Consider the following 18,750-nt stretch of genomic DNA (forward strand, 5'->3'; position numbering starts at 1 on the left):
AATATGCCTTATGCAATTACAGCTACCGGCTGGAGAGCGATTAACCCCGACATGGAGTTGCAGGACGGGGAAACTTTCGCTGAGGAGATTCCGCAGTGGCTCATAAATGCGAGTGCCGCGGCGGATGCGCTGCGCGAGGCATCACGCATCGAGGAGGAATGGCGAGCTACCGAGATTTTGGAGATCAACGACCAGTTGATGGCGCTGGAGGAGGGGGCCGAAGCGCTCCCGGGCACGCGTGAGCAGTGGCTAGCCTATCGAACCCGAGTCAGGAACTGGAAGGAAGGGGCAGAGGGATTCCCCGAGCCAGCCAATAGACCGTGGCGCCCAGCCGGATCAACCAACCGCAACCCGCCATAGAGCGGGTATTTCTTTGCCTGGAGAAAACAGATGCCTATCACCCAACAGCAACTGCTGCAGATCCTCCCGAACGCCGGCGCAAGAGCCGGCGTTTTTGTTCCTGTCCTCAACACGGCGATGCAGCGCTACCAGGTCGTCGGTGCCAAACGGGTGGCTGCGTTCATTGCCCAGATCGGGCATGAGTCCAGCCAGTTGCGGTACGTCCGGGAGATTTGGGGGCCGACACCGGCCCAGGCACGGTACGAGGGGCGGGCAGACCTCGGCAACACCAAGCAGGGCGACGGCCTCAAATACCGCGGCCGTGGCCTGATCCAGATCACCGGCCGGGCGAACTATGCCGCATGTGGCGAGGCGCTGGGCCTGGACCTGATCAATCAGCCGGAACTGCTGGAGCTACCGCAGCATGCTGCGATGTCGGCGGCATGGTGGTGGGCCACGCATGGGCTGAACACTCTGGCCGATGCCGGCGACAACTCGAACATCGGCAGCATCATCAACACTGGTCGGCGCGGGCGCACTCCAAACGGCGCAGATGAGCACCAAGCTTTGTACGAGAAAGCTTTGAATGTTCTCGGCTGATCATGCCGTTTTTGGCATGTAACCAACAACATGGTAGTCGCTCCAACCTGCCTCACCTTTATCACTGGGTTTCACACCAGGTTCAGCCACAAGCACATACCCCCAGGCTGAAGCGTCGATATGCGGCCGGTAAATTCTCAGTGCGAATTGGTCGAGGCCTTCCTCGTTCAGGATGATGCTGATCCCCCGATTATCGATCCTGATATTGGTATTGCCGATGGTGAATTCAGCAGGCGCATGTTTGGCATCGGCACCGAGCGCCGCGCCGATCCCTGCGATTGTAATTTCCCTTTTGGTAGGCATTTCCAACTCCGTAGGTTATCGATTCCGGAACTCTTATATAGCAGAGGATTAGCGTGTGTTCAGTTACATGAAGCTTTTAGGCGTCATCGCAATGATCGGTATCGGCTTCGGGAGCGCCTGGCAGTTTCAAGATTGGCGCTACGGCAAGCAATTGGCCGAGCAGTCCCAGCTGCATACCGAGACCCTGAACCAGTTGACGAATGCCGCGGCAGCTGCGCAGCAGGTCGAGCAGGACAAGCGCATGGCGCTCGAGCAGCGGCTGGCGAGCAGTGAAAAAAACACTTCGAGAAAATGACCGATGCCCAACGTGAACAAGATCGCTTGCGCGATCGCCTTGCCACTTCTGATCTGCGGTTGTCAGTCCTCCTCGACGCAACCGACGCTGCCAAAGGCTGTGGGATGCCAGCCACCGCCGGCGCCGGCGGCTTGGATCATGCAGCCGTACGAGCCCAACTTGACCCGGCGCATGCTCAACGAATTATCGCCATCACCGACACCGGCGACCGTGGGCTGATCGCGTTGCAGGCGTGCCAGGACTATGTGCGAAACTTGCAATATTGCTGGCCCTCCGCCACGCTTGCGGAGGCTCAACTCCTGAACCATCATTCCTTTTTGATGATGGCGTTATGTACGTGGACAAGCGACTTGCAGGGCTTTCGTTCTTGATGACCCTCGTTTGGGTTACGGTCGTCCTGGCAGTGATGTATTGGATGTCGCAGTGAATATAAAGGGTGAATCGCTGTGGAAGGCGTAGTGATGGGCGACAAAATGCAGCGAGAGGTCGATCGTCTCCTGGCGCAAATCGTCCGGACGGACTCGATGATCACAGCGGTGAAGGCGGGAGCGCGGGCGGAGGGCTTCGTCCTTGGGCTTGAAACTGCCGGCGCGTTGCGCTCCGGCGATGCTGAAAGGCTTCACATCATTTTCGAAGCCGCGCTAGTGGAGCACCTGAAAACCTTGTCGCAACGATGAATCATTCGGCCGACTCGATCAGTTCCGGCCCCTGATTGCGTACGTTACCCACGGCGCGGTCAACCTTGAACCACTCGAAAGCCTCGGATGGTTCGCCCTCATGCAACACCATCTGTTCAGCGCGTTCTTTAGGCGTGGCCGGGTCCAACCATTCCCGCGCGAGCTCTGGCGAGAGAACCACCGGCCGCCTGTCGTGAATGTCGACCATCCCGCCGGCGCTATCGGCAGTGATGATCACAAATCCGTCGTGCTCGCCAGGTTCGTGCTCCTCGTTCGGGTATTGGCCGATTGCGGCGCAAAGGATTGGGGATTGGTCGCGGTGCCGGATCAGGTAGGGCTGCTTTTTCGGCCCGCCTTCGTCTACCCATTCGAACCAGTTGTTGATCGCGATGACTGCCCGATGCGGCCAAATCGCGCGGAAGAACGGTCCGTGGGCGACTTTCTCCACGCGGGCGTTAATTGGCGCGGCGCGGTCTTTCGCCCAATGCGGGCGCCATCCCCAGCGAACCATGTCCGCGTGCAGAAACTCGCCTTCCTGGTGGAAGAGGGCCAATTGAGTGGTCGGCGCGGCGTTGTACCGCTCAAAGGGCTGCTCGCCGGTCGAGTTGATTAGCGCGTTCGGCATGCTGAGCGCTGCCACGAAGTCGTGGATTCCGCTGTACTGGGAAAGTCGTCCGCACATTGCGCCTTAACAATTCCACGACGCTTTCGAGTTCTGCAGGTTATTTAATTTCCAGTTCTGTTTTCTTTCCGCCAGGTTATCGGTCGAGTAGCGGTACCGGGCAATCTGGATCGAACCACTGGAATCTTTTCTGGGCTGGGTCCGGGATGTAGGTTTGGGTGGATGGATCGAACACCGGCACGATCCAATACACCGCCTCGGATGAGCGCATCAAGGAGGAAATCAATTACGTTCAAGACACCTCAGGCGACCTTTCGCTAGTCGAGTCCTTGAGGCCTGTTACTTACAGATTCTCACAGCGTGGGCCGGTTTCTCAGTCGAGCGTAAAACGAGGGTTCATCGCTCAGGACGTGATGCTTTCGGATTCTTCATTGGTAACGGGTGAGATCATCGAGGGCGAAACGAAGGATAACATTACGTCAATTCTCTCCCTTGATTCGCTCGGTCTCGTTTCTTACTTGGTTGGCGCGGTTCAAGAGCTTTCATCGAAAAACCATCAGCTCGAAAGCCGAATCAGGGCGCTTGAACAAGTCCAATAGATTACCGTTTTGATACGCCCGCCATCGACGAGCAGGTCGAAGTGATACGGGGATGGGCGGCAGCTTGAGTGGGTTATTAGCCCATATGTACCGCCGCCCCTCACCTGAAAATAGAAATGACAACAAAATATTGGGCGAGTACCATCCACTGAATTTGAAATCAGGGATTGAGCATGGACACAAGAAGCAGACAATTTTCCGTAGGCTTAGATATAGCTCGAGTGGTAGCTTGCATACTGGTTGTAGTTGTACATATATCCGCAAATGATTTTTTTGTGTTCAGTGAAAAATGGTTTTCGGCCAATTTCTTTGATTCTCTGGCTAGGGCTTCTGTACCCATATTCTTCATGATTACAGGAGCATTGCTCGTATCGAGAGATGAGGGGGTATTTCCATTTTATAAGAGTCGGGTTGGTAGGGTTCTTCAACCATTGATATTCTGGTCAGTCATTTATGCTGCGGTATATTGGAAAGAATATCCAGGGATTTTCGGCAGCATTAAGTTGCTGCTGACTGCGCCTTCGAATGGGCATCTTTGGTATTTTTACTCTCTTCTCGGCATTTACGTATTACTGCCTTTCTTGGGGAAGATATTTAGAAATTCAACTAATAATGAGCGGTTGATGTTTCTCGGTGCTTGGTTCCTGTGTAACTGTGTTTGGGGTACGTTAGGGCAGTTTGTAGTCCCCGGAGTCGATCCCATAAAGCTATATTCGCTGTTCAGCTTTACTGGGTATTTCGGTTTTGTCTTCCTCGGAGCCTATCTCTTTGACAGAAACCAAAACAAAGGCGGCATGGGATGGCTGGCACTAAACCTCTTCCTAGCTTTTGTTGGGTCCGCAGGCACGTGCTATCTGACATATCTCGTTTCCGTACGAGCCGGTCACCCTTTGCAAACCTTCTATGTTTATCATTCACCACTCATAGTCCTCGCGGCTTGCGCTGTTTTTAATATTGCTTTGATGATTCGATCGGTTCCTGCTTTCATTAGGCCGATCGTTTCTGCGATCTCTGCTTGTTCACTTGGGATATATGTATTTCACCCGCTCGTGATGGACGTCCTAATACGATATTTCGATCTCAACAATCCTGATGTTTCCGGATGGATAACGATCCCGGGATTGGTTTTCCTTACAATGGCAATTTCGCTTGTTATTGTGTGGGGGTTCCGAAAAATATCAGTTTTTAGAAGAGTCTTTTAACGACTGAATTAACGTTTGAGTACCCGCCATCGAGCGGGTATTTTTTTGCCCGGAGAAAAGTGATGCCAGTAACCGAGAAAGACCGCGACATCCTCGCCCGCACGATTTGGGGCGAGGCGCGAGGTGAGGGACCGGCCGGCCAAGTCGCCGTGGCCTGGACGATCCGCAACCGCGTGTTCGATGGAAAGGAGAGGTCGTGGTGGGGTGAAGGTTACGCCGTAGTCTGCCAGAAGCCGTACCAGTTCAGCTGCTGGAACAAGACTGACCCGAACTATCAGTTCCTGATCGGCGTGAAGCAGATCCCGTTCCGCGAGCTCGCCCAGTGTCGTATCGCTGCTGACCAGGTGATCGACGGCAAGGTTCCAGACCCAACCGGCGGCGCTACGCACTACTACGCGACCGCCATGCCGAAGCCACCGACCTGGGTGAAAGGCGCCACTCAAACCTTGAAGCTGGGCCATCACGTCTTCTTTAAGGATGTGCCGTGACCCCAGCCACGTGAGGCGCATGGAGCAGCACGGGCCCGACTTGCCTTAGCGCATGCTCAACGAGTTGTCGGCCTCACCGACGCCGGCGACCAGGGCTGATTGCACTGGCGGCTTGCCAATCCTATGTGAGAGAGTTGGTCTTTAAAAACTAGAGTTTTGATAATGGAAAATTATTTTATTCAAGGGATTGTGTTGCCGGAAAGAGCTAAATTTGAATTGAAGTGGTCTGTGAAAGGTACACATTTGGCGAGTGGGAAGTTTTACTCTGCAGATATAACGATTGTTTGTAATCAGGTCGCAATTTGGTTGGAGTCGGGTGTTGAAATTCAAGCGCTCGATCTGAAGCATTTAGTAAATTACATAGTGGTCAATCAGCTGTCGGCGGTTTCGTATCTTGTTGGTTGTGTTTTTGATTTTCAAGTAACAAGGGTTATCAACAGAAATAGGGAGATCGACTATGTGTATGGCATTGAGAACAATGTTATTTATGGAAGGCGCAGCCAGGAAGGGTTCGAATTAGATTTGGCGAAAATCCGAGACCTACAATTAGGCATGCATGGAATGTTGATTCATCGATGCCTAGTCGATTTGACATCGGCAATGCGATATCGCGAAGACACTCCATTCTATTGTTATAGGGCAATAGAAAGCCTAAAGCATCACTACTGCTTGATGAATGATATATCTACTAGAAATGATGGGGAGCGGTGGGCTAAATTTAGAGAAGGGTGCGGTTTTAGCAAGGATCAGATTATATGGGTTTCGGAGCTGGCGAAGGATTTGCGTCATGGCAATATCTCGATTATTAATAGCGAGCAATGTGGTGAGCTGCTCAGGAGAACGTGGGATATTGTTGATTCATATTTAGGCATTTAATAACGTTTGTTCAGGCAGTTAGGCTCGTGATTATGAATTTTACCTGCAGTTCGATCAGAGTTGAATAGTGCGCGGTGACTGACGTGAATCAGGCAGACCGCGCACTATTCGAAAGCGCGCAAATTATGGCAGCTTGGGCGATTTAGACACTGTCTACAAGCGCCCGGGGCGAAATGTACGAATATTGGTCGTATTCGCAGGAGTCGAGGTGATATCGCTGGGCGACGACATGTAGATCGTATCAATACGACGCCATCATTAGGGCGAGCGTCATCTTGATGAACTCTTCGTTCTTGTCGATGGTATCCAAGGCGCCTCGGACGTTGTCGGCGACGTCAGCCGAGCCGCGCGCCTCAACCTAGTTAGAAAGCTCCAGGATGGCGGCCTCAAGGGCGAGCTGGTTTTCGTTGATTTTGAACAGTAGGGAAGGGAGCAGATCAGAGTTTGGCATTGGTTTCCTCCTTGGACGAAACCAGAGTAGCAGGGGGATTCAATGTCGGCAGAACGCCGGAGAAGGGCAAAGCGCTGGATTATGCAGAGTCGGCATAATGCCAGCTTCTCGGTGCCCGATAGCATTTCAATCTTTACGTGAAATTTGAGGTATTTTTTCGGGCCGCAATCATTCTGCGGTATGCGAAAACAATGGGCCGAATGGCAGTCTCTCGAATCGAATTGCGGCCCAAAAAATCGCATCCAAGCCGCAGCCCGCTTGATTCTGGCACGGGACTTAAAATCCCCCGCTCGTAAGGGCGTGCCGGTTCGATTCCGGCTTCGGGCACCATAAATATCAAGGGCTTGCATGACATATGTCATGCAAGCCCTTATTTTTTGTGCCGTGGAAATGTTTTCCACGCTCCTGACTGGCCATTCCGTCGCCGTCTGGTGCCTGGAGATCCACTCCTTTCTTCAGCGTCGACTGCATCCATCAGCGAGTAAGCGTTTCCGGCGCTACGACCCATACGCTACAGGGCATTTTGTACAACAGATGCTCGACCGTGCTGCCAACCAGTCTGCCTATTCCTCGATGAGTGACGCGGCCCATTACGATCACATCGATGTCGTAAGCATCGGCATAGCTGGAAAGCACCTTGGCGGGATCGCCCACAATCATGTGCTGGTTTTCTGCCGGAATGTTGTTGCGCGCAGCCAGCGCCTGGAAAGCTTCGCCTTGGGCATCGAACAGTTTCTTGGCTGCGCTGGAAGAAAAGATCGCGGACGCGTTATTGAAGCCGAATTCGGCAGCGCTGATCGATGACAGGTCATGGGCATAAATCACGTCCAGGCTGCCATTGCAGACACTGGCCAGTCTTGCTGCTTCGCGCAGGATCCGGTCGTTGAGGCCCTGGTATTGGCCATCACGATGGAAGGGGTCGACCGCCGCGACGATTCGGCGTGGCAGTGCGTTTTGAGCGTGGCTGACAAAATGCAGCGGCACCGGGCATTCGCGCAACAGGTGGATGTCCAGCGGGGTGAACATCAGTCGCGACAGAACTGATTCGTGCTCCAGAGCCTTTACAAGGGCGGCCATCGGCTGTTCCTTCAAATGGATGAGGATCTCCTTCAAAGGATTGTCCACCCAGACGACCTCGGTGGTGACGGTCACTCCGATCTTGCGCAGCGGCCGGGCCTGGTCTTCGAGCCATTGATGATGGCGTTCGACATAGCCCAGACGCATCTGCTCCAGGGCTTGCTCGTTGACCATTCCTGCGGTCGCCAGGCCCTCCAGATAATCAAACGCGACAATATGCAGTGCGGCATCCGACGCTTTGGCCAGTGCGGCGGCGCGGTCGAATGCGGGACTGTTTTTCATCAGCGGCGACACGACCAGCATGAAACGCGATTGCTCAGACATCACAGAACTCCCGAGGTAGTCACCCAAGCATTGCGCTGCATGCCAGGAGTGAGTAGTGGCGCATGCGCTTATCCTGGAGCGAGCCAGCAGGGCGGGGTTGATATTTATCAACCAGACATCAGCGCGTGGTCGTGAGCGGATGTACGGTCGAGCAAGACTACTGATCCTCGGATAGTTGACCATTATCAACTACGACCCTGTCGCCGCGGCTCAAGCTCTGCTCTGCACTCACCTGTCGGCGGAGGGAAAGTCATCATGGCCACCATGAAAGCCGCAATATTCGTTGAAAAAAACCGCATCGTGCTCGATGACAAGCCAATCCCCGAAGTCGGTCCGCTGGATGCGTTGATCCGCGTGACCACCACCACCATTTGCGGCACCGACGTGCATATCCTGCGCGGCGAATACCCTGTGGCAAGAGGACTGATCATCGGCCACGAACCGGTCGGCATCATTGAGCGATTGGGCTCGCAAGTACGCGGTTTTATCGAAGGGCAGCGAGTGATCGCCGGTGCCATCACCCCCAGCGGGCACAGTTACGCGTGCCTGTGTGGCTGCGGCTCGCAGGACGGCCCCGACACCCGGCACGGCTTCAAGGCCATTGGCGGCTGGAAGTTTGGCAACACGATCGACGGTTGCCAGGCCGAGTACGTATTGGTGCCGGATGCACAGGCCAACCTGTGCCCGATCCCCGATGAGTTGAGCGATGAGCAGGTCCTGATGTGCCCGGACATCATGTCCACCGGGTTCTCGGGGGCGGAGCGGGGCGAGATCGCCATCGGCGACGCTGTCGCAGTATTTGCATTGGGTCCCATCGGCCTCTGCGCCGTGGCCGGAGCGCGCCTGAAGGGCGCCACCACGATTATCGGTGTCGACGCGGTGCCCGAACGCATGGCCATGGCGCGCCAACTGGGCGCGACCCATACCGTCAATTTCAAGGACGGCAATGTGGTGGAGCAGATCATGGCGTTGACCGATGGCCGTGGCGTGGATGTGTCCATCGAAGCGCTGGGCACCCAAGGCACGTTCGAGTCGGCATTGCGGGTGCTGCGCCCGGGTGGGCGCTTGTCCAGCCTCGGGGTGTATTCCAGCGATCTGCACATCCCGCTCGGCGCGTTTGCCGCCGGATTGGGCGATTACAGCATCGTTTCCACCCTGTGCCCCGGCGGCAAGGAGCGCATGCGGCGCCTGATGGCGGTGGTGCAGAGCGGCGCCGTCGATCTGTCACCGCTGGTGACTCACCGTTTCAGACTGGACGACATCGAGCAGGCGTATGAGTTGTTCGCTCATCAACGCGACGGGGTCATGAAAGTCGCAATCACTCCTTGAAAGCCATTGGCAGGCCGCTGAAGCGGGGGTTTCCATGAACATCAAGATCACTGAAAAACACGCTCCCCATGGCTGGGTCGTGCACATGGATGACTGGGATGTGGGCTTCAGGAGCCTTAAGGCTGCGCAGGAATTTGTCGAGGTGCTTGAGGCCCGTATCAACGCTCCTCATGAGTGGCCGAATGCGTTTGCCCAGCCGTTGCCAGCGAGGCCGGCAACGGCTCGCCGCATCAGCGCAAGTGCTGAATGCTCGCCATAAGCCAAGTGCAGAGCAGGGTGCGCAAACCCTGCGGGACGCTACCCATCATGAATGAGGTTTTTGATCTGTCCGGCGCCGCTGCGGCGCTGGGGATCGGCATGCTCATCGGTCTTGAGCGTGAACGGCACAAGGGCACCGGCGATGCGCGACACTGCGCCGGTTTGCGCACGTTCGCCATTACCGCGCTGTTGGGGTATGTCGCGCTACAGGTCGGCGGTGGCCTGCTGCTGGGGATTGTCGCCGGCTGTGTCACGTTGCTGACCAGCGTTGCGTACTGGCGTAGTCAAAGCGACGACCCTGGGCTGACCAGCGAGGTGGCGTTGATCGCGGTGCTGATCCTGGGCGCGTTGTGCGCAACTGCGCCGGCGCTGGCCATTGCCCTTGGCGTGGTGATTGCGGGCCTTTTGGCGTATCGCCAGACGCTGCATCACTTTGCCAACAGCCAGTTGTCCGACGCGGAAATGCGTGATGGCCTGATCTTGCTGATCGCAGCGCTGGTAATACTGCCATTGGCACCGGACCGATATATCGGCCCGTACGCCGCGATCAATCTGCGCACCATTTGTACCGTGACGGTGTTGCTGATGCTGGTCGGCGCGTTCGGCCACATTGCCGTGCGCGCTTTGGGCTCGCGCTATGGCTACGTCATCAGCGCGATTGCATCCGGCTTCGCCTCCAGTACCGTGACGATCGCGACCATGGGCCAACGCCTTGCCCATGAGCCGGGCAATATCCGCATCCTCAGCGCGGCCGCGATTTTCTCCAATCTGGCAACGGTGATACAGGTCGGACTGATCCTCATGATGGTTGATCCGAATCTGCTGAACAGTATATGGACGCCTCTGCTTTTCGGCCTGATCGCTACGTTGTTGTACGGCGCCTGCCTGATGTTTCCCGACCCCACGCGAGGGAGCCGCAGCAAACCGGTCGATACGGCAGGGGCGTTCAATCTGAAACTCGCGGTCATCGTGACATTGACGCTTACCGGCATCACATTCGTCTCCTCGGCCATGCTCAGCCACTTTGGTCAGGCAGGCTTGTGGCTTACCGCAATGCTTTCGGGCTTTGCCGATGCGCACTCTGCCACAGCGTCCATCGCAAGCCTGGCCAAGGCGGGCCAGGTGCCTTATGACTCGATAGTCGTGCCAGCGCTGATTGCCGTCAGCAGTAACTCGTTGAGCAAATGCGTGGTGGCGTGGGTCAGCGGCGGCAGGCGTTTCGCTGCCTGCGTGATCCCGGGCCAGGTATTGCTGACCTTGGCCATGTGGGCGGGCACTGTGCTGTTTTGAGCGCAATCGGTGCTCTTGCTGACAAAGATCAAGCTGCCAGTGGCCACAGCATTCACCCTGAAGACTGTTTCTCCTGGCTGGCCGCATGCCGAGGTATCCCATGTCACAGATTCCGCGTTTACTGTTGATCGCTCCTTCAGCCATGGAGCACACGCCAGCGTTCGAGCGCGCGGCTGCGCTGGCCCAGGCCATGCAATTGCCGTTGCACATCGTGGCCTTCGACTACTTGCAGGCGCTGGCAGTGGCAGGGCTGTTTGCCCCCGAGCAGATCCGCCTCGCCCGCGATGGTTATCTGCGCACTCACCGGCAGTGGCTCACAGAGCAGGCTTCATTGCTGGCGAGGCATCAGATCATGGTCACCAGCGAGGTGATGTGGGTTCAGGATCCCTTCGCCGAGATCCTGCAGTTCATCAACGAGATGCCGTTGCTATTGATCATCAAGGATGTGCAGCACGAGTCCGTGCTGGAGCGTATTTTCTACACCCCGCTGGACTGGCAACTGTTACGCGATTGCCCGGTGCCGGTGCATTTGGTGACCGACGACACTCATCCGCGCCCACGCCGTGTGCTGGCCATCGTCGATGTCTTGCGCAGCGAAGAGCAGGACTGCCTGTTCAACGATCAAATCATCGATGCCGCCACCCAACTGGCCGCGCAGTGCGATGCCAGTCTTGATGTGGTGCACGTTTACGACTGGACGGCGGCTTACGCCACGGACATGGGGTTCGGCGCACTGCCATTGGCCACCGGGATCCATGAAACGCTGGGCACTGCGCAGCATGAGGCATTTACGGCCCTGGCCGAGCGCCACGGCGTGCCGGCCTCATGCCGGCACTTCATCGAGGGCGCGCCGGTGCGCAGTATCTGCGAGTTCGCCATCAACAAGCAGATCGACGTCATTGTCATGGGCACAGTGCAGCACCACGGCTTGAGCAAGTTGTTAGGCAGCACCGCCGAACAGCTGCTGCATCGGGCACCTTGCAGTGTGCTGGCGATCAAGCCGCAACCCACACTGCAATCCTGAAACACGAACGCCCCGAGGTGAATCGTTGGCCGACTCACCTCGGGGCGATTCATTTACAGGTCAAGACGATGAATGACCTGGCGTGCGTCGTCCGGATCATTGTGGGTTTCGAAGCCCAGGCTTTTGGCCAGATCGCGCATCGCCGCGTTACTGGCGGCATCGACCGAGTACATCTGGCGAAATCCGTTGTGGCGGGCTGCCTTGATCAAGTGTTCCATCAGCAACGTGCCCAAGCCCAAGTGCTGCCATTCATCGGCGACCGTCACCGCGCACTCGCATTGATGTCCGCCTGTGCCGGCATAGCGGCTGATGCCGATTTCGATCAACTTGCCGTTCTCGTGAACCAGTGCAATGAAGGCGGTGCGCTGTTTGTTATCGGTGTCCATCAACTGGTCGAGCAGAGCAGTGCCGGGTTCGCCGATCTGGGCGAGAAAACGCATGTGCCTGGATTCGGGGGACAGGCGCTTGATGAAGTCGTATTCGCGCAGGCGATCCTTCTCCGTGAGCGGCCGGATCAATACATGGCGACCGTCCTTGAGCGCCTCAATCCAGTATTGACCGGAAACCGCCGCGTAAGCGGCCACGGCCTGATCGTTGTGGTCTTTGACGGTGAGCATGGTCATTCTCCATCCGGTTCAAAAGGCTGGCGGGCGTTGAAAAAGCGTCCGCTTGCCTCCCTTCTACGCGGTTGCCCATGGCGACATCTGATCTACATCAGACAGCTGCCATGCGCCTCGTTGATTGACCCGGGTTTGATGTAAATCAACGCCCGGCCAGGGCGAGCGGGCGCAGTCTTGAAGCCTGCCGGCCCACCGCGCCGGTGCCGAGCGGAGGTGTGTGATGGGCCAATATGAACGTCTGTTGCTGGTCGCCGACCAGACGCTGCATCAATCGGCGGCGATGCTGCGTGCCATCGCGCTGGCCAAGGCGAGCGGGGCGGCACTGGATGTGCGGGCCTTCGTCGAGCCGGTGCCGATCACCCATCTGTGGGAGGAAAAAATCGATGACGTGGATGCTCAGCGCTATCAGCGGCGCTACCGTCGCTGGGTGGCCGATGAGCTCGAGCAGCTCAGCAACCAGGGGCTGGACGGCACCGTTGATGTGGTCTTCTCCAGCCATCCGCTGCTGGACATCCTCAAGACCGTCCATGTGCTCAAGCCCGACCTGTTGATCAAGGATGTGCGACTGGAACCGGCGCTCAAGCGCGTGTTCATCACGCCGCTCGATTGTCACCTGCTGCGTGAGTGTCCGATCCCCGTGCATCTGGTCAATCAGATTCGCTATGCGTTGCCGCATCGTGTCGTCGCGGCCGTTGATCCGTTTGATCCAGATACCCAAATCAATGGCTTGAACGACGTCATCATACGATCGGCGAACGCTTTGGCGTTGCAATGCGACGTGCCGTTGCACCTGCTATGCGCCTACGATTTGTCCGCCGCTTTCAACGGCGATGCACCAATGATCAACGGTGGCTGGAACGAAGATCTGGCGAACGAGCTGCGTCAGACACTGCATCAGGCTTTTGTCGCGCTAGCCGATCGTCACGGTGTGCCACCTGAGCGTCGACACTTCGTCATGGGCCATCCAGTGCAGGTCATCAATGAGTTTGTCGAGCAGTACCTGGCCGACGTGGTGGTGATGGGCACGGTTCATCGCGTGGGCATCGAACGCGTGATCGGCAGCACCACCGAGCGCGCATTGTATTCGCTGCCGGGGAGCATTCTGGCGGTGAGGAAAGAGCCTGTGCGGTGAGCATGATCGCAGCGTAGCGAGCCAGCCTGTTCGCTGGCCCGCTACGGTATTGCATAGATCTTGAACAGCTTCCTGGCCGCATCGCCGGCGCCGCCCAAATGTTTGTCGAATGCCTGTTCAATTTCGCCGGATCGGTACATTTCACTCAGCGCCGTGTCGACCAGCAGACGGAAATCCTCATCCTCTCGATCCACTGCCATCGCCGTCGGTGCGTACTCGAAAATCCGCTCCAGCAGCACCAGGTTGCCCGATGGATAATTTCTGGTCAGCAGATGCTTGAGCAGCATGCGTTCAGCGAAAAACGCATCGGCTTTGCCATTGGCAACCAGATTCAGACCGGCTTCTGCGTTCTCTACGGTGACCAGCGTGGCTACCACACCCAGCAATCGCATCTGCTGTTGTATCCACGTCTCGGTGACCCCGCCGGCGATGGCGGCATACGTCTGATTGGCCAGACCACGGTTCACCGTGGCTCGCCACGTTGGCCCGGTATGGGCCACTTTGCCGTTCAGCACATTGAGCAAGGTTTCGGAAGCATCCTGGCGCACCACGGCCGAGAGACCGGCGGTGTAAATCGGCACCGAGTAGCTGACGACCCTGCGCCGCGCCAGCGTGGGTGGGGTCGGCGTACAAAGAATGTCGATCTTGCCGGAACTGACGGCGCTCATCTCGTCGTTGAGCGAGACCGGTTGGTAATTGATTTTCAACGCCGGCAGATTCAGATCGATCCTGACCTTCTCGGCTATTTTCAGACAGAGATCGATGGCATAGCCGCTGGCTTTATCGGCGGCCTGATCACTGAAAGGCATGAAGTCAGGCACGTAGCCAAGGGTGATCGCTTGACTGGCCCGGATGCGCTCCAGCGTGTTGCCATGGGCGATTACCGGTAGCAGCGTAAGCATGCAGACGAGCAGCAGGTGGTGGGCTCTGGTCAGTTTCACGTTCATGCGCGCGGTTCCTCGAATTCAGATTTCTGTGCTGTACCGAAGACTTCGATCAAGGGTTATCAGGCCGGGGGCCGACAGGCGCAGGGGCATCGACAAAACGTTTGGCAAGGAAACCGTAAAGCAGGTAGCCGAAAACCAGGACCAGGATGCCGCCGAATACCGCGTCCTTGCCGCAGGCATACAGCGCATACAAGGAATAGGCCACGGCAACCACTAACAGCAGGGTATTGCGCGTGTATACGGCTGCGCTGACTCTGGCTTTGTACATCATCACCAGCAGCCCGGTGGCTGCCGTCACGTAGGGAATCAGGTTGGTCACCGCGGCGAGGCTGACAAGTTTTCCAAACTGCGCGCTCGCGTTCGGCGAAATGGTCGACAGCGCCATCAAGGTCTGCAGGACGCCGCAGACCAGCATCCCGACGATGGGGGCGTTGCGTGCGCTGACCTTGCAGAACAGTTTTGGAAACATGCCCTGATCAGCGGTCACCTTGGCCGTTTGCGCCAACGTGAACTGCCAGCCCAGCAGCGAGCCAACACAGGCCATTACCGCGAGCGCCATGATGATGTTGCCGACCAGGGGATTGAACATATGTGCATAAACGAGCGCGAAAGGAGCAGATGAGTTGGCCAGTTCGGCGTTGGGAATAATGCCCTGAATGACCGTCGTCGAGAGCACATAGACCACCGCGGCGCCCAATGTCCCGAACAGACAGGCCAGCGGTACGGTGCGCTTGGGGTTTTCCACCGCATCTGAGGCCTGGGCTGCCGACTCCATGCCGAGAAACGCCCAGAGTGTCAGGGGAATCGCTTTGCTGATGGCCTCGGATATCGGCAGTTGATTCGGGTTCCAGGCGGCGATGATCAGATCGGGTTTGAACCAGAACCAACCGATGATGCTCAAGCCCGCTACAGGAATGATCACCCCCCACACCGTAACCGCACCAATCCTGCCGGTGATGCCTGGGCCGCCGAAATTCGCCACGGTGGTCAGCCAGAGCAGGCCGACCGTTCCAACGAATAAAGGAATGGCGCCGCTTCCCAGCCAAGGCATGAACGACGTCATGTAGCCCACTGCGGAAATGGCCACCGCCACGTTGGCGATGGCCAGCGACAGGAAGTACAGGTAAGAGCACAGAAAAAAGCCTGACTTTGCATGCGCCTCTTCGGTGTAGGCGGATAGCCCGCCAGAGCGCAGGCAGAAGATGCCGCACTGGGAAAAGCAATACGCGATGGCCATCGAGCCGACAGCGGTGACGATCCATGACAGCAATGAAACAGCCCCGAGTTGGGCCATGCTCGTCGGCAACATGATGATGCCTGAGCCCATCATGTTCACCGTCACCAGTGTGGTGAGCCCCATGAGGCTCATTTTCTTGCTTGAGTCGGCCATCGGAGTTCCCTCGATTTGCGCAACGCGTCACCGCTCAGCCAACGCACAAGGTTTTGCCGGCATCGGCAGTACGCAGCTTTTCAAGCGACGTTCAACGGTTAGAAAGACAGGTGATTTCAAGTGCATCGAAACAGCGCGCCCATCGCTTCGATATGGCTTGCCCGAGGGATGGCGAAGGCATGGCAGGAACTCATGGACGGGCTCAATGCTGCTGGCGGTTGCAGCCCGACACCATCTGCTTGAGGCCGTCCATGTTGCGGATTTTTACGTCGCGTGCGGTGATTTCCACCAAACCCTGATCGCGCAAGTGGGCAATGCCGCGGCAAATGGTTTCCAGACGCAGCCCAAGGTAGGAGCCGATTTCTTCGCGGCGCATTTTCAGCACGAACTCTTTCGAGGAATAGCCACGGGAGCTGAGGCGTTGTGAAAGGTTGAGCAGGAAAGCCGCGAGGCGCTCATCTGAGTTCATGTTGCCCATGAGCATCAACATGCTGTGATCGCGCACGATTTCCCGGCTCAGCAACTTGTTGAGGTTGTGCTGCAGCGATGGCAGGCTTTGCGCGAGTTTTTCCAGCTGTGCGAAGTGAATCGGACAGACTTCGCTGTCTTCCAGCGCATATGCAGTACACGCGTGTTGATCGATGCTGATGGCGTCCAGCCCGAGCATTTCGCCGGGAATATGAAAACCGGTCACTTGCTCGCGGCCATCGACGGAGACCACGCTGGTCTTGAACGAGCCTATTCGCACGGCGTACAGCGAGCGTAGCGGGTCCCCCGTCCGGTAGAGAGCAGCACCTTTCTTCACCTTGTATCGCTGCACGATCAGCGTGTCGAGCCGCTCGACCTCCGGGCCCGTCAAACCGAGCGGCAGGCACAACTCAACCACGCTGCAGTTGGAACAGGCAGTTTTGAGAATCGGCGGGGGCGAGTGGGCTTCAAGCATGGATAAGCAGCCTCCAATGAGTGTGATAAGCATAGAAGTCTTCGCAGCGCACGTACTTTTCGTTTGGCGTGCCAGCGTGATTACGGACGAACGGCGGGGAGGGAACTCACAGAGGCGTCGGGCTCTTCGCCGCTCTTGTATTGCAGGGTTAATGGGGAAACTTGATGCATATCAAGCGTGGCGGTTGGCAGAGTTGCAGAATCGTCCGATGGCGCTGACTGGAAACACTCGTGATGTTCAGGCTCAAACGCATTCTGTTGATCGCACCTGCCGAAATGACCCGCACCCCGGCGTTTGATCGCGCCCAGGCGCTCGCTCGGGCCAGTGGCGCGTTGTTGCACATCGTAGCGTTCGATCATGTCCAGTCCCTGGCGTTGGCCGGCCTGATCGACCACGACGCCATGGCGCAAGCGCGTGAAGGCTATTTGCAGATGCATCGCCAGTGGCTGGAGCAGCAGGCCCGGTTTCAACGTGGCGCCGGCGTGCAAGTCAGCACCGAAGTGGTCTGGGCCAGGGCCACCCCGGCGCATGTGCTTGAGTACATCAATGACATTCATGTCGATCTGGTGATCAAGGATGCTCACCATGTTTCAGCGCTCAATCAAACGTTTCATCCGCCATTGGACTGGCTATTGGTACGAGATTGTCCCGCCTGCGTGCATCTGGTCACCGAGGCCGCACATCCGAAACCCTTGAAGATCCTGGCGGCCATTGACCTGTCGCATCTCGAGGATCTGACCCAAGGGCTCAATGACCGGATACTTGGCGTTGCATCGACATTGGCAGCTAAATGCGATGCATCGTTGCACTTGTTGAACGTCGCCAATTGGTCAGTGGTGGGTGATGCGGCGATGAGTGTGCCGAACTTGAGTCTGGATCACAGTTTGCGCGATGCGATCAACGACACTCAGCAGGAAGCCTTCGATACGCTGGCCGAGCGCTATGGTCTCGATGAAGAGCATAGCCACCTGCTCTCAGGTGTCCCGTACCGGGTGATCGAAGACTTCGCCCGGCAGCACGCGTTCGACCTGCTGGTGCTCGGTATCTGTCACCATCAAGCGCTCGACGGCTTCATCGGCGGCACGGCCGAATGCCTGATGAACCGGGCTTCTTGCAGTTTGTTGATGGTCAAGGCAATGCCTGCCACAGCCTGCCCGGTCATCGCAGCAGTTGATGGTAATCGGTTGGGGATAATCCATCAGTGACTGCGCCCGCCGTGTGCGTATTGCCATTGTTGCCAGGCGTGCCGATATTTCTCATCGGCGCGTTTCCTCGCTTCAGTGAACTTGTGCATGGTGTCTGTAGAAAACGGCTCTTCAAGGACGGCATAGGCCCGTTCGCTGAGCCGATCGGCTTCGTGAAACAGTGCGCCACTGTCATCGATCGCGTCGGGGACATTGGCGGTTGTCATGGCTGAATCATTGATGACCATATCGTGAACCTCGCAAAGCAAGAATGAGGGTGGGTTGCGGACCTGCCACCCTGTGGCCGCATCTGTAACTTTCACGCGTTCGAGCAGCTTGTGACTGTCCCTGATCCGAGATGCGGGCGCAGCCGAGTCATGAATCTATTTCGATCCAGTTTGTCGTCGCAGCGATTGATCCAGATCAATGTCGCTCGCCAGTTTCATCGCCGCTTTGTCGGTTTTCCAGGCGCTTGCGCAAGGGGGGTGGACAAGCCTCGATATTCAGGTTTTTCACTGTACCAGGACCCCTGCAGCGTACTGGCGGTCTAGCGAAAACGCTGGTGCACCTTACAAAGTCAGCGTTCCGGCCCACAACATCCGGCCAGCGTAAATCGCGGCGGCCCAGATGATGATCAACACACCCGTTTCCGGACCGCTGAGCGGCTGACCCTGACGTGTTTTCAGCGTGCCCAGGTAAATCAACGATCCAAGCGCGTAGAGCAGAGCGCTGAGCAGCAGGTATTTGGGGCCGGCGGCATACAGCTGAATCAATCGGATG

22 protein-coding genes, 1 tRNA gene and 3 pseudogenes are annotated in these 18,750 nt (G+C 57.1%); 16 read left to right on the top strand and 10 right to left on the bottom strand.

The features are described from left to right. Positions 1 to 3 precede the first annotated feature (3 nt). Complete coding sequence (locus AB4N41_RS20625; protein ID WP_460137934.1) at positions 4 to 360, top strand: hypothetical protein; 357 nt, start codon at positions 4 to 6, stop codon at positions 358 to 360. A gap of 30 nt (positions 361 to 390) precedes the next feature. Further along, complete coding sequence (locus AB4N41_RS20630; RefSeq protein ID WP_460137936.1) at positions 391 to 939, top strand: glycoside hydrolase family 19 protein; 549 nt, start codon at positions 391 to 393, stop codon at positions 937 to 939. Here the strand turns inward: AB4N41_RS20630 and AB4N41_RS20635 are convergent, their stop codons facing one another. After that, positions 940 to 1,242 (bottom strand): hypothetical protein, encoded by a 303-nt coding sequence (locus AB4N41_RS20635; protein WP_095179796.1) that lies wholly within the window; start codon positions 1,240 to 1,242, stop codon positions 940 to 942. Between the two features lie 67 nt (positions 1,243 to 1,309). Between AB4N41_RS20635 and AB4N41_RS20640 the strand changes: the two are divergent. Together AB4N41_RS20640 and AB4N41_RS20645 are read left to right on the top strand one after the other, a co-directional pair. Then, positions 1,310 to 1,794: pseudogene (locus AB4N41_RS20640) on the top strand (lysis system i-spanin subunit Rz); the annotation flags it as partial. 204 nt (positions 1,795 to 1,998) lie between these two features. Next, positions 1,999 to 2,214, top strand: a complete 216-nt coding sequence (locus AB4N41_RS20645) for a hypothetical protein (protein WP_225930817.1) — start codon at positions 1,999 to 2,001, stop codon at positions 2,212 to 2,214. Between the two features lies 1 nt (position 2,215). On the opposite strand, the gene AB4N41_RS20650 is transcribed toward AB4N41_RS20645, so the two are convergent. Continuing rightward, complete coding sequence (locus AB4N41_RS20650; protein ID WP_460137937.1) at positions 2,216 to 2,896, bottom strand: SOS response-associated peptidase family protein; 681 nt, start codon at positions 2,894 to 2,896, stop codon at positions 2,216 to 2,218. Between the two features lie 158 nt (positions 2,897 to 3,054). Between AB4N41_RS20650 and AB4N41_RS20655 the strand changes: the two genes are divergently transcribed. The 5 genes and pseudogenes from AB4N41_RS20655 to AB4N41_RS20675 all read left to right on the top strand — a co-directional run bounded on the left by AB4N41_RS20655 (position 3,055) and on the right by AB4N41_RS20675 (position 6,001). Beyond that, a complete protein-coding gene (locus AB4N41_RS20655; RefSeq protein ID WP_217850439.1) occupies positions 3,055 to 3,435 on the top strand; it encodes a tail fiber domain-containing protein in 381 nt (126 codons plus the stop codon). 173 nt (positions 3,436 to 3,608) lie between these two features. Then, complete coding sequence (locus AB4N41_RS20660; RefSeq protein ID WP_460137939.1) at positions 3,609 to 4,637, top strand: acyltransferase; 1,029 nt, start codon at positions 3,609 to 3,611, stop codon at positions 4,635 to 4,637. Positions 4,638 to 4,699: 62 nt separating this feature from the next. Next, positions 4,700 to 5,125, top strand: coding sequence for a cell wall hydrolase (locus AB4N41_RS20665; RefSeq protein WP_460138418.1), 426 nt, complete (start codon positions 4,700 to 4,702; stop codon positions 5,123 to 5,125). A gap of 18 nt (positions 5,126 to 5,143) precedes the next feature. Beyond that, positions 5,144 to 5,277, top strand: a pseudogene (locus AB4N41_RS20670) (lysis protein); the annotation flags it as partial. 10 nt (positions 5,278 to 5,287) lie between these two features. Continuing rightward, complete coding sequence (locus tag AB4N41_RS20675; RefSeq protein WP_460137940.1) at positions 5,288 to 6,001, top strand: hypothetical protein; 714 nt, start codon at positions 5,288 to 5,290, stop codon at positions 5,999 to 6,001. Positions 6,002 to 6,242: 241 nt separating this feature from the next. Here the strand turns inward: AB4N41_RS20675 and AB4N41_RS20680 are convergent. Further along, a pseudogene (locus AB4N41_RS20680) lies at positions 6,243 to 6,452 on the bottom strand (hypothetical protein). A gap of 194 nt (positions 6,453 to 6,646) precedes the next feature. On the opposite strand from AB4N41_RS20680, the gene AB4N41_RS20685 reads away from it, so the two are divergent. Next, positions 6,647 to 6,782 (top strand) — tRNA-Leu (locus tag AB4N41_RS20685). 144 nt (positions 6,783 to 6,926) lie between these two features. Here AB4N41_RS20685 and AB4N41_RS20690 read toward each other — a convergent pair. Beyond that, positions 6,927 to 7,853 carry a universal stress protein gene (locus tag AB4N41_RS20690; RefSeq protein WP_406228987.1) on the bottom strand — a complete coding sequence of 309 codons (927 nt, stop codon included), beginning with the start codon at positions 7,851 to 7,853 and terminating at the stop codon, positions 6,927 to 6,929. A gap of 255 nt (positions 7,854 to 8,108) precedes the next feature. Between AB4N41_RS20690 and AB4N41_RS20695 the strand changes: the two genes are divergently transcribed. The 4 genes from AB4N41_RS20695 (at position 8,109) to AB4N41_RS20710 (ending at position 11,754) form a co-directional block, all read left to right on the top strand. Then, positions 8,109 to 9,182 carry an NAD(P)-dependent alcohol dehydrogenase gene (locus AB4N41_RS20695; RefSeq protein ID WP_252880042.1) on the top strand — a complete coding sequence of 358 codons (1,074 nt, stop codon included), beginning with the start codon at positions 8,109 to 8,111 and terminating at the stop codon, positions 9,180 to 9,182. Between the two features lie 34 nt (positions 9,183 to 9,216). Continuing rightward, positions 9,217 to 9,441 (top strand): hypothetical protein, encoded by a 225-nt coding sequence (locus tag AB4N41_RS20700; protein WP_236168978.1) that lies wholly within the window; start codon positions 9,217 to 9,219, stop codon positions 9,439 to 9,441. A 47-nt stretch (positions 9,442 to 9,488) separates the two neighbouring features. Continuing rightward, positions 9,489 to 10,730 (top strand): MgtC/SapB family protein, encoded by a 1,242-nt coding sequence (locus AB4N41_RS20705; RefSeq protein ID WP_460137941.1) that lies wholly within the window; start codon positions 9,489 to 9,491, stop codon positions 10,728 to 10,730. Between the two features lie 100 nt (positions 10,731 to 10,830). Then, entirely contained in the window at positions 10,831 to 11,754 is a 924-nt protein-coding gene (locus AB4N41_RS20710; RefSeq protein WP_460137942.1) for a universal stress protein, read from the top strand. A gap of 53 nt (positions 11,755 to 11,807) precedes the next feature. Here AB4N41_RS20710 and AB4N41_RS20715 read toward each other — a convergent pair whose 3' ends face one another. Next, positions 11,808 to 12,371, bottom strand: a complete 564-nt coding sequence (locus AB4N41_RS20715) for a GNAT family N-acetyltransferase (RefSeq protein WP_041478749.1) — start codon at positions 12,369 to 12,371, stop codon at positions 11,808 to 11,810. A gap of 223 nt (positions 12,372 to 12,594) precedes the next feature. Between AB4N41_RS20715 and AB4N41_RS20720 the strand changes: the two genes are divergently transcribed. Next, positions 12,595 to 13,506 carry a universal stress protein gene (locus tag AB4N41_RS20720; RefSeq protein ID WP_236168974.1) on the top strand — a complete coding sequence of 304 codons (912 nt, stop codon included), beginning with the start codon at positions 12,595 to 12,597 and terminating at the stop codon, positions 13,504 to 13,506. A gap of 41 nt (positions 13,507 to 13,547) precedes the next feature. Here the strand turns inward: AB4N41_RS20720 and AB4N41_RS20725 are convergent, their stop codons facing one another. From AB4N41_RS20725 to fnr, 3 genes are all read right to left on the bottom strand, one after another. Continuing rightward, the gene (locus AB4N41_RS20725; RefSeq protein WP_460137943.1) at positions 13,548 to 14,453 is read right to left on the bottom strand and encodes an amino acid ABC transporter substrate-binding protein; all 906 of its coding nucleotides are present in this window, start codon (positions 14,451 to 14,453) and stop codon (positions 13,548 to 13,550) included. A gap of 49 nt (positions 14,454 to 14,502) precedes the next feature. Next, positions 14,503 to 15,843: a putrescine-ornithine antiporter gene (gene potE, locus AB4N41_RS20730; RefSeq protein WP_056785572.1), complete on the bottom strand. Its 1,341-nt coding sequence runs from the start codon at positions 15,841 to 15,843 to the stop codon at positions 14,503 to 14,505. Positions 15,844 to 16,045: 202 nt separating this feature from the next. Then, positions 16,046 to 16,786 (bottom strand): fumarate/nitrate reduction transcriptional regulator Fnr, encoded by a 741-nt coding sequence (gene fnr / locus AB4N41_RS20735; protein WP_130900925.1) that lies wholly within the window; start codon positions 16,784 to 16,786, stop codon positions 16,046 to 16,048. Positions 16,787 to 17,019: 233 nt separating this feature from the next. On the opposite strand from fnr, the gene AB4N41_RS20740 reads away from it, so the two are divergent. Beyond that, positions 17,020 to 17,991, top strand: a complete 972-nt coding sequence (locus AB4N41_RS20740; RefSeq protein ID WP_236168972.1) for a universal stress protein — start codon at positions 17,020 to 17,022, stop codon at positions 17,989 to 17,991. Here the strand turns inward: AB4N41_RS20740 and AB4N41_RS20745 are convergent. Next, positions 17,985 to 18,197, bottom strand: coding sequence for a hypothetical protein (locus tag AB4N41_RS20745; RefSeq protein WP_224787233.1), 213 nt, complete (start codon positions 18,195 to 18,197; stop codon positions 17,985 to 17,987). The genes AB4N41_RS20740 and AB4N41_RS20745 overlap by 7 nt on opposite strands. A gap of 342 nt (positions 18,198 to 18,539) precedes the next feature. Beyond that, positions 18,540 to 18,743 (bottom strand): hypothetical protein, encoded by a 204-nt coding sequence (locus AB4N41_RS20750; RefSeq protein WP_056785583.1) that lies wholly within the window; start codon positions 18,741 to 18,743, stop codon positions 18,540 to 18,542. Positions 18,744 to 18,750: the final 7 nt, after the last annotated feature.

It is taken from the genome of Pseudomonas sp. S2_A10 (assembly GCF_054668465.1).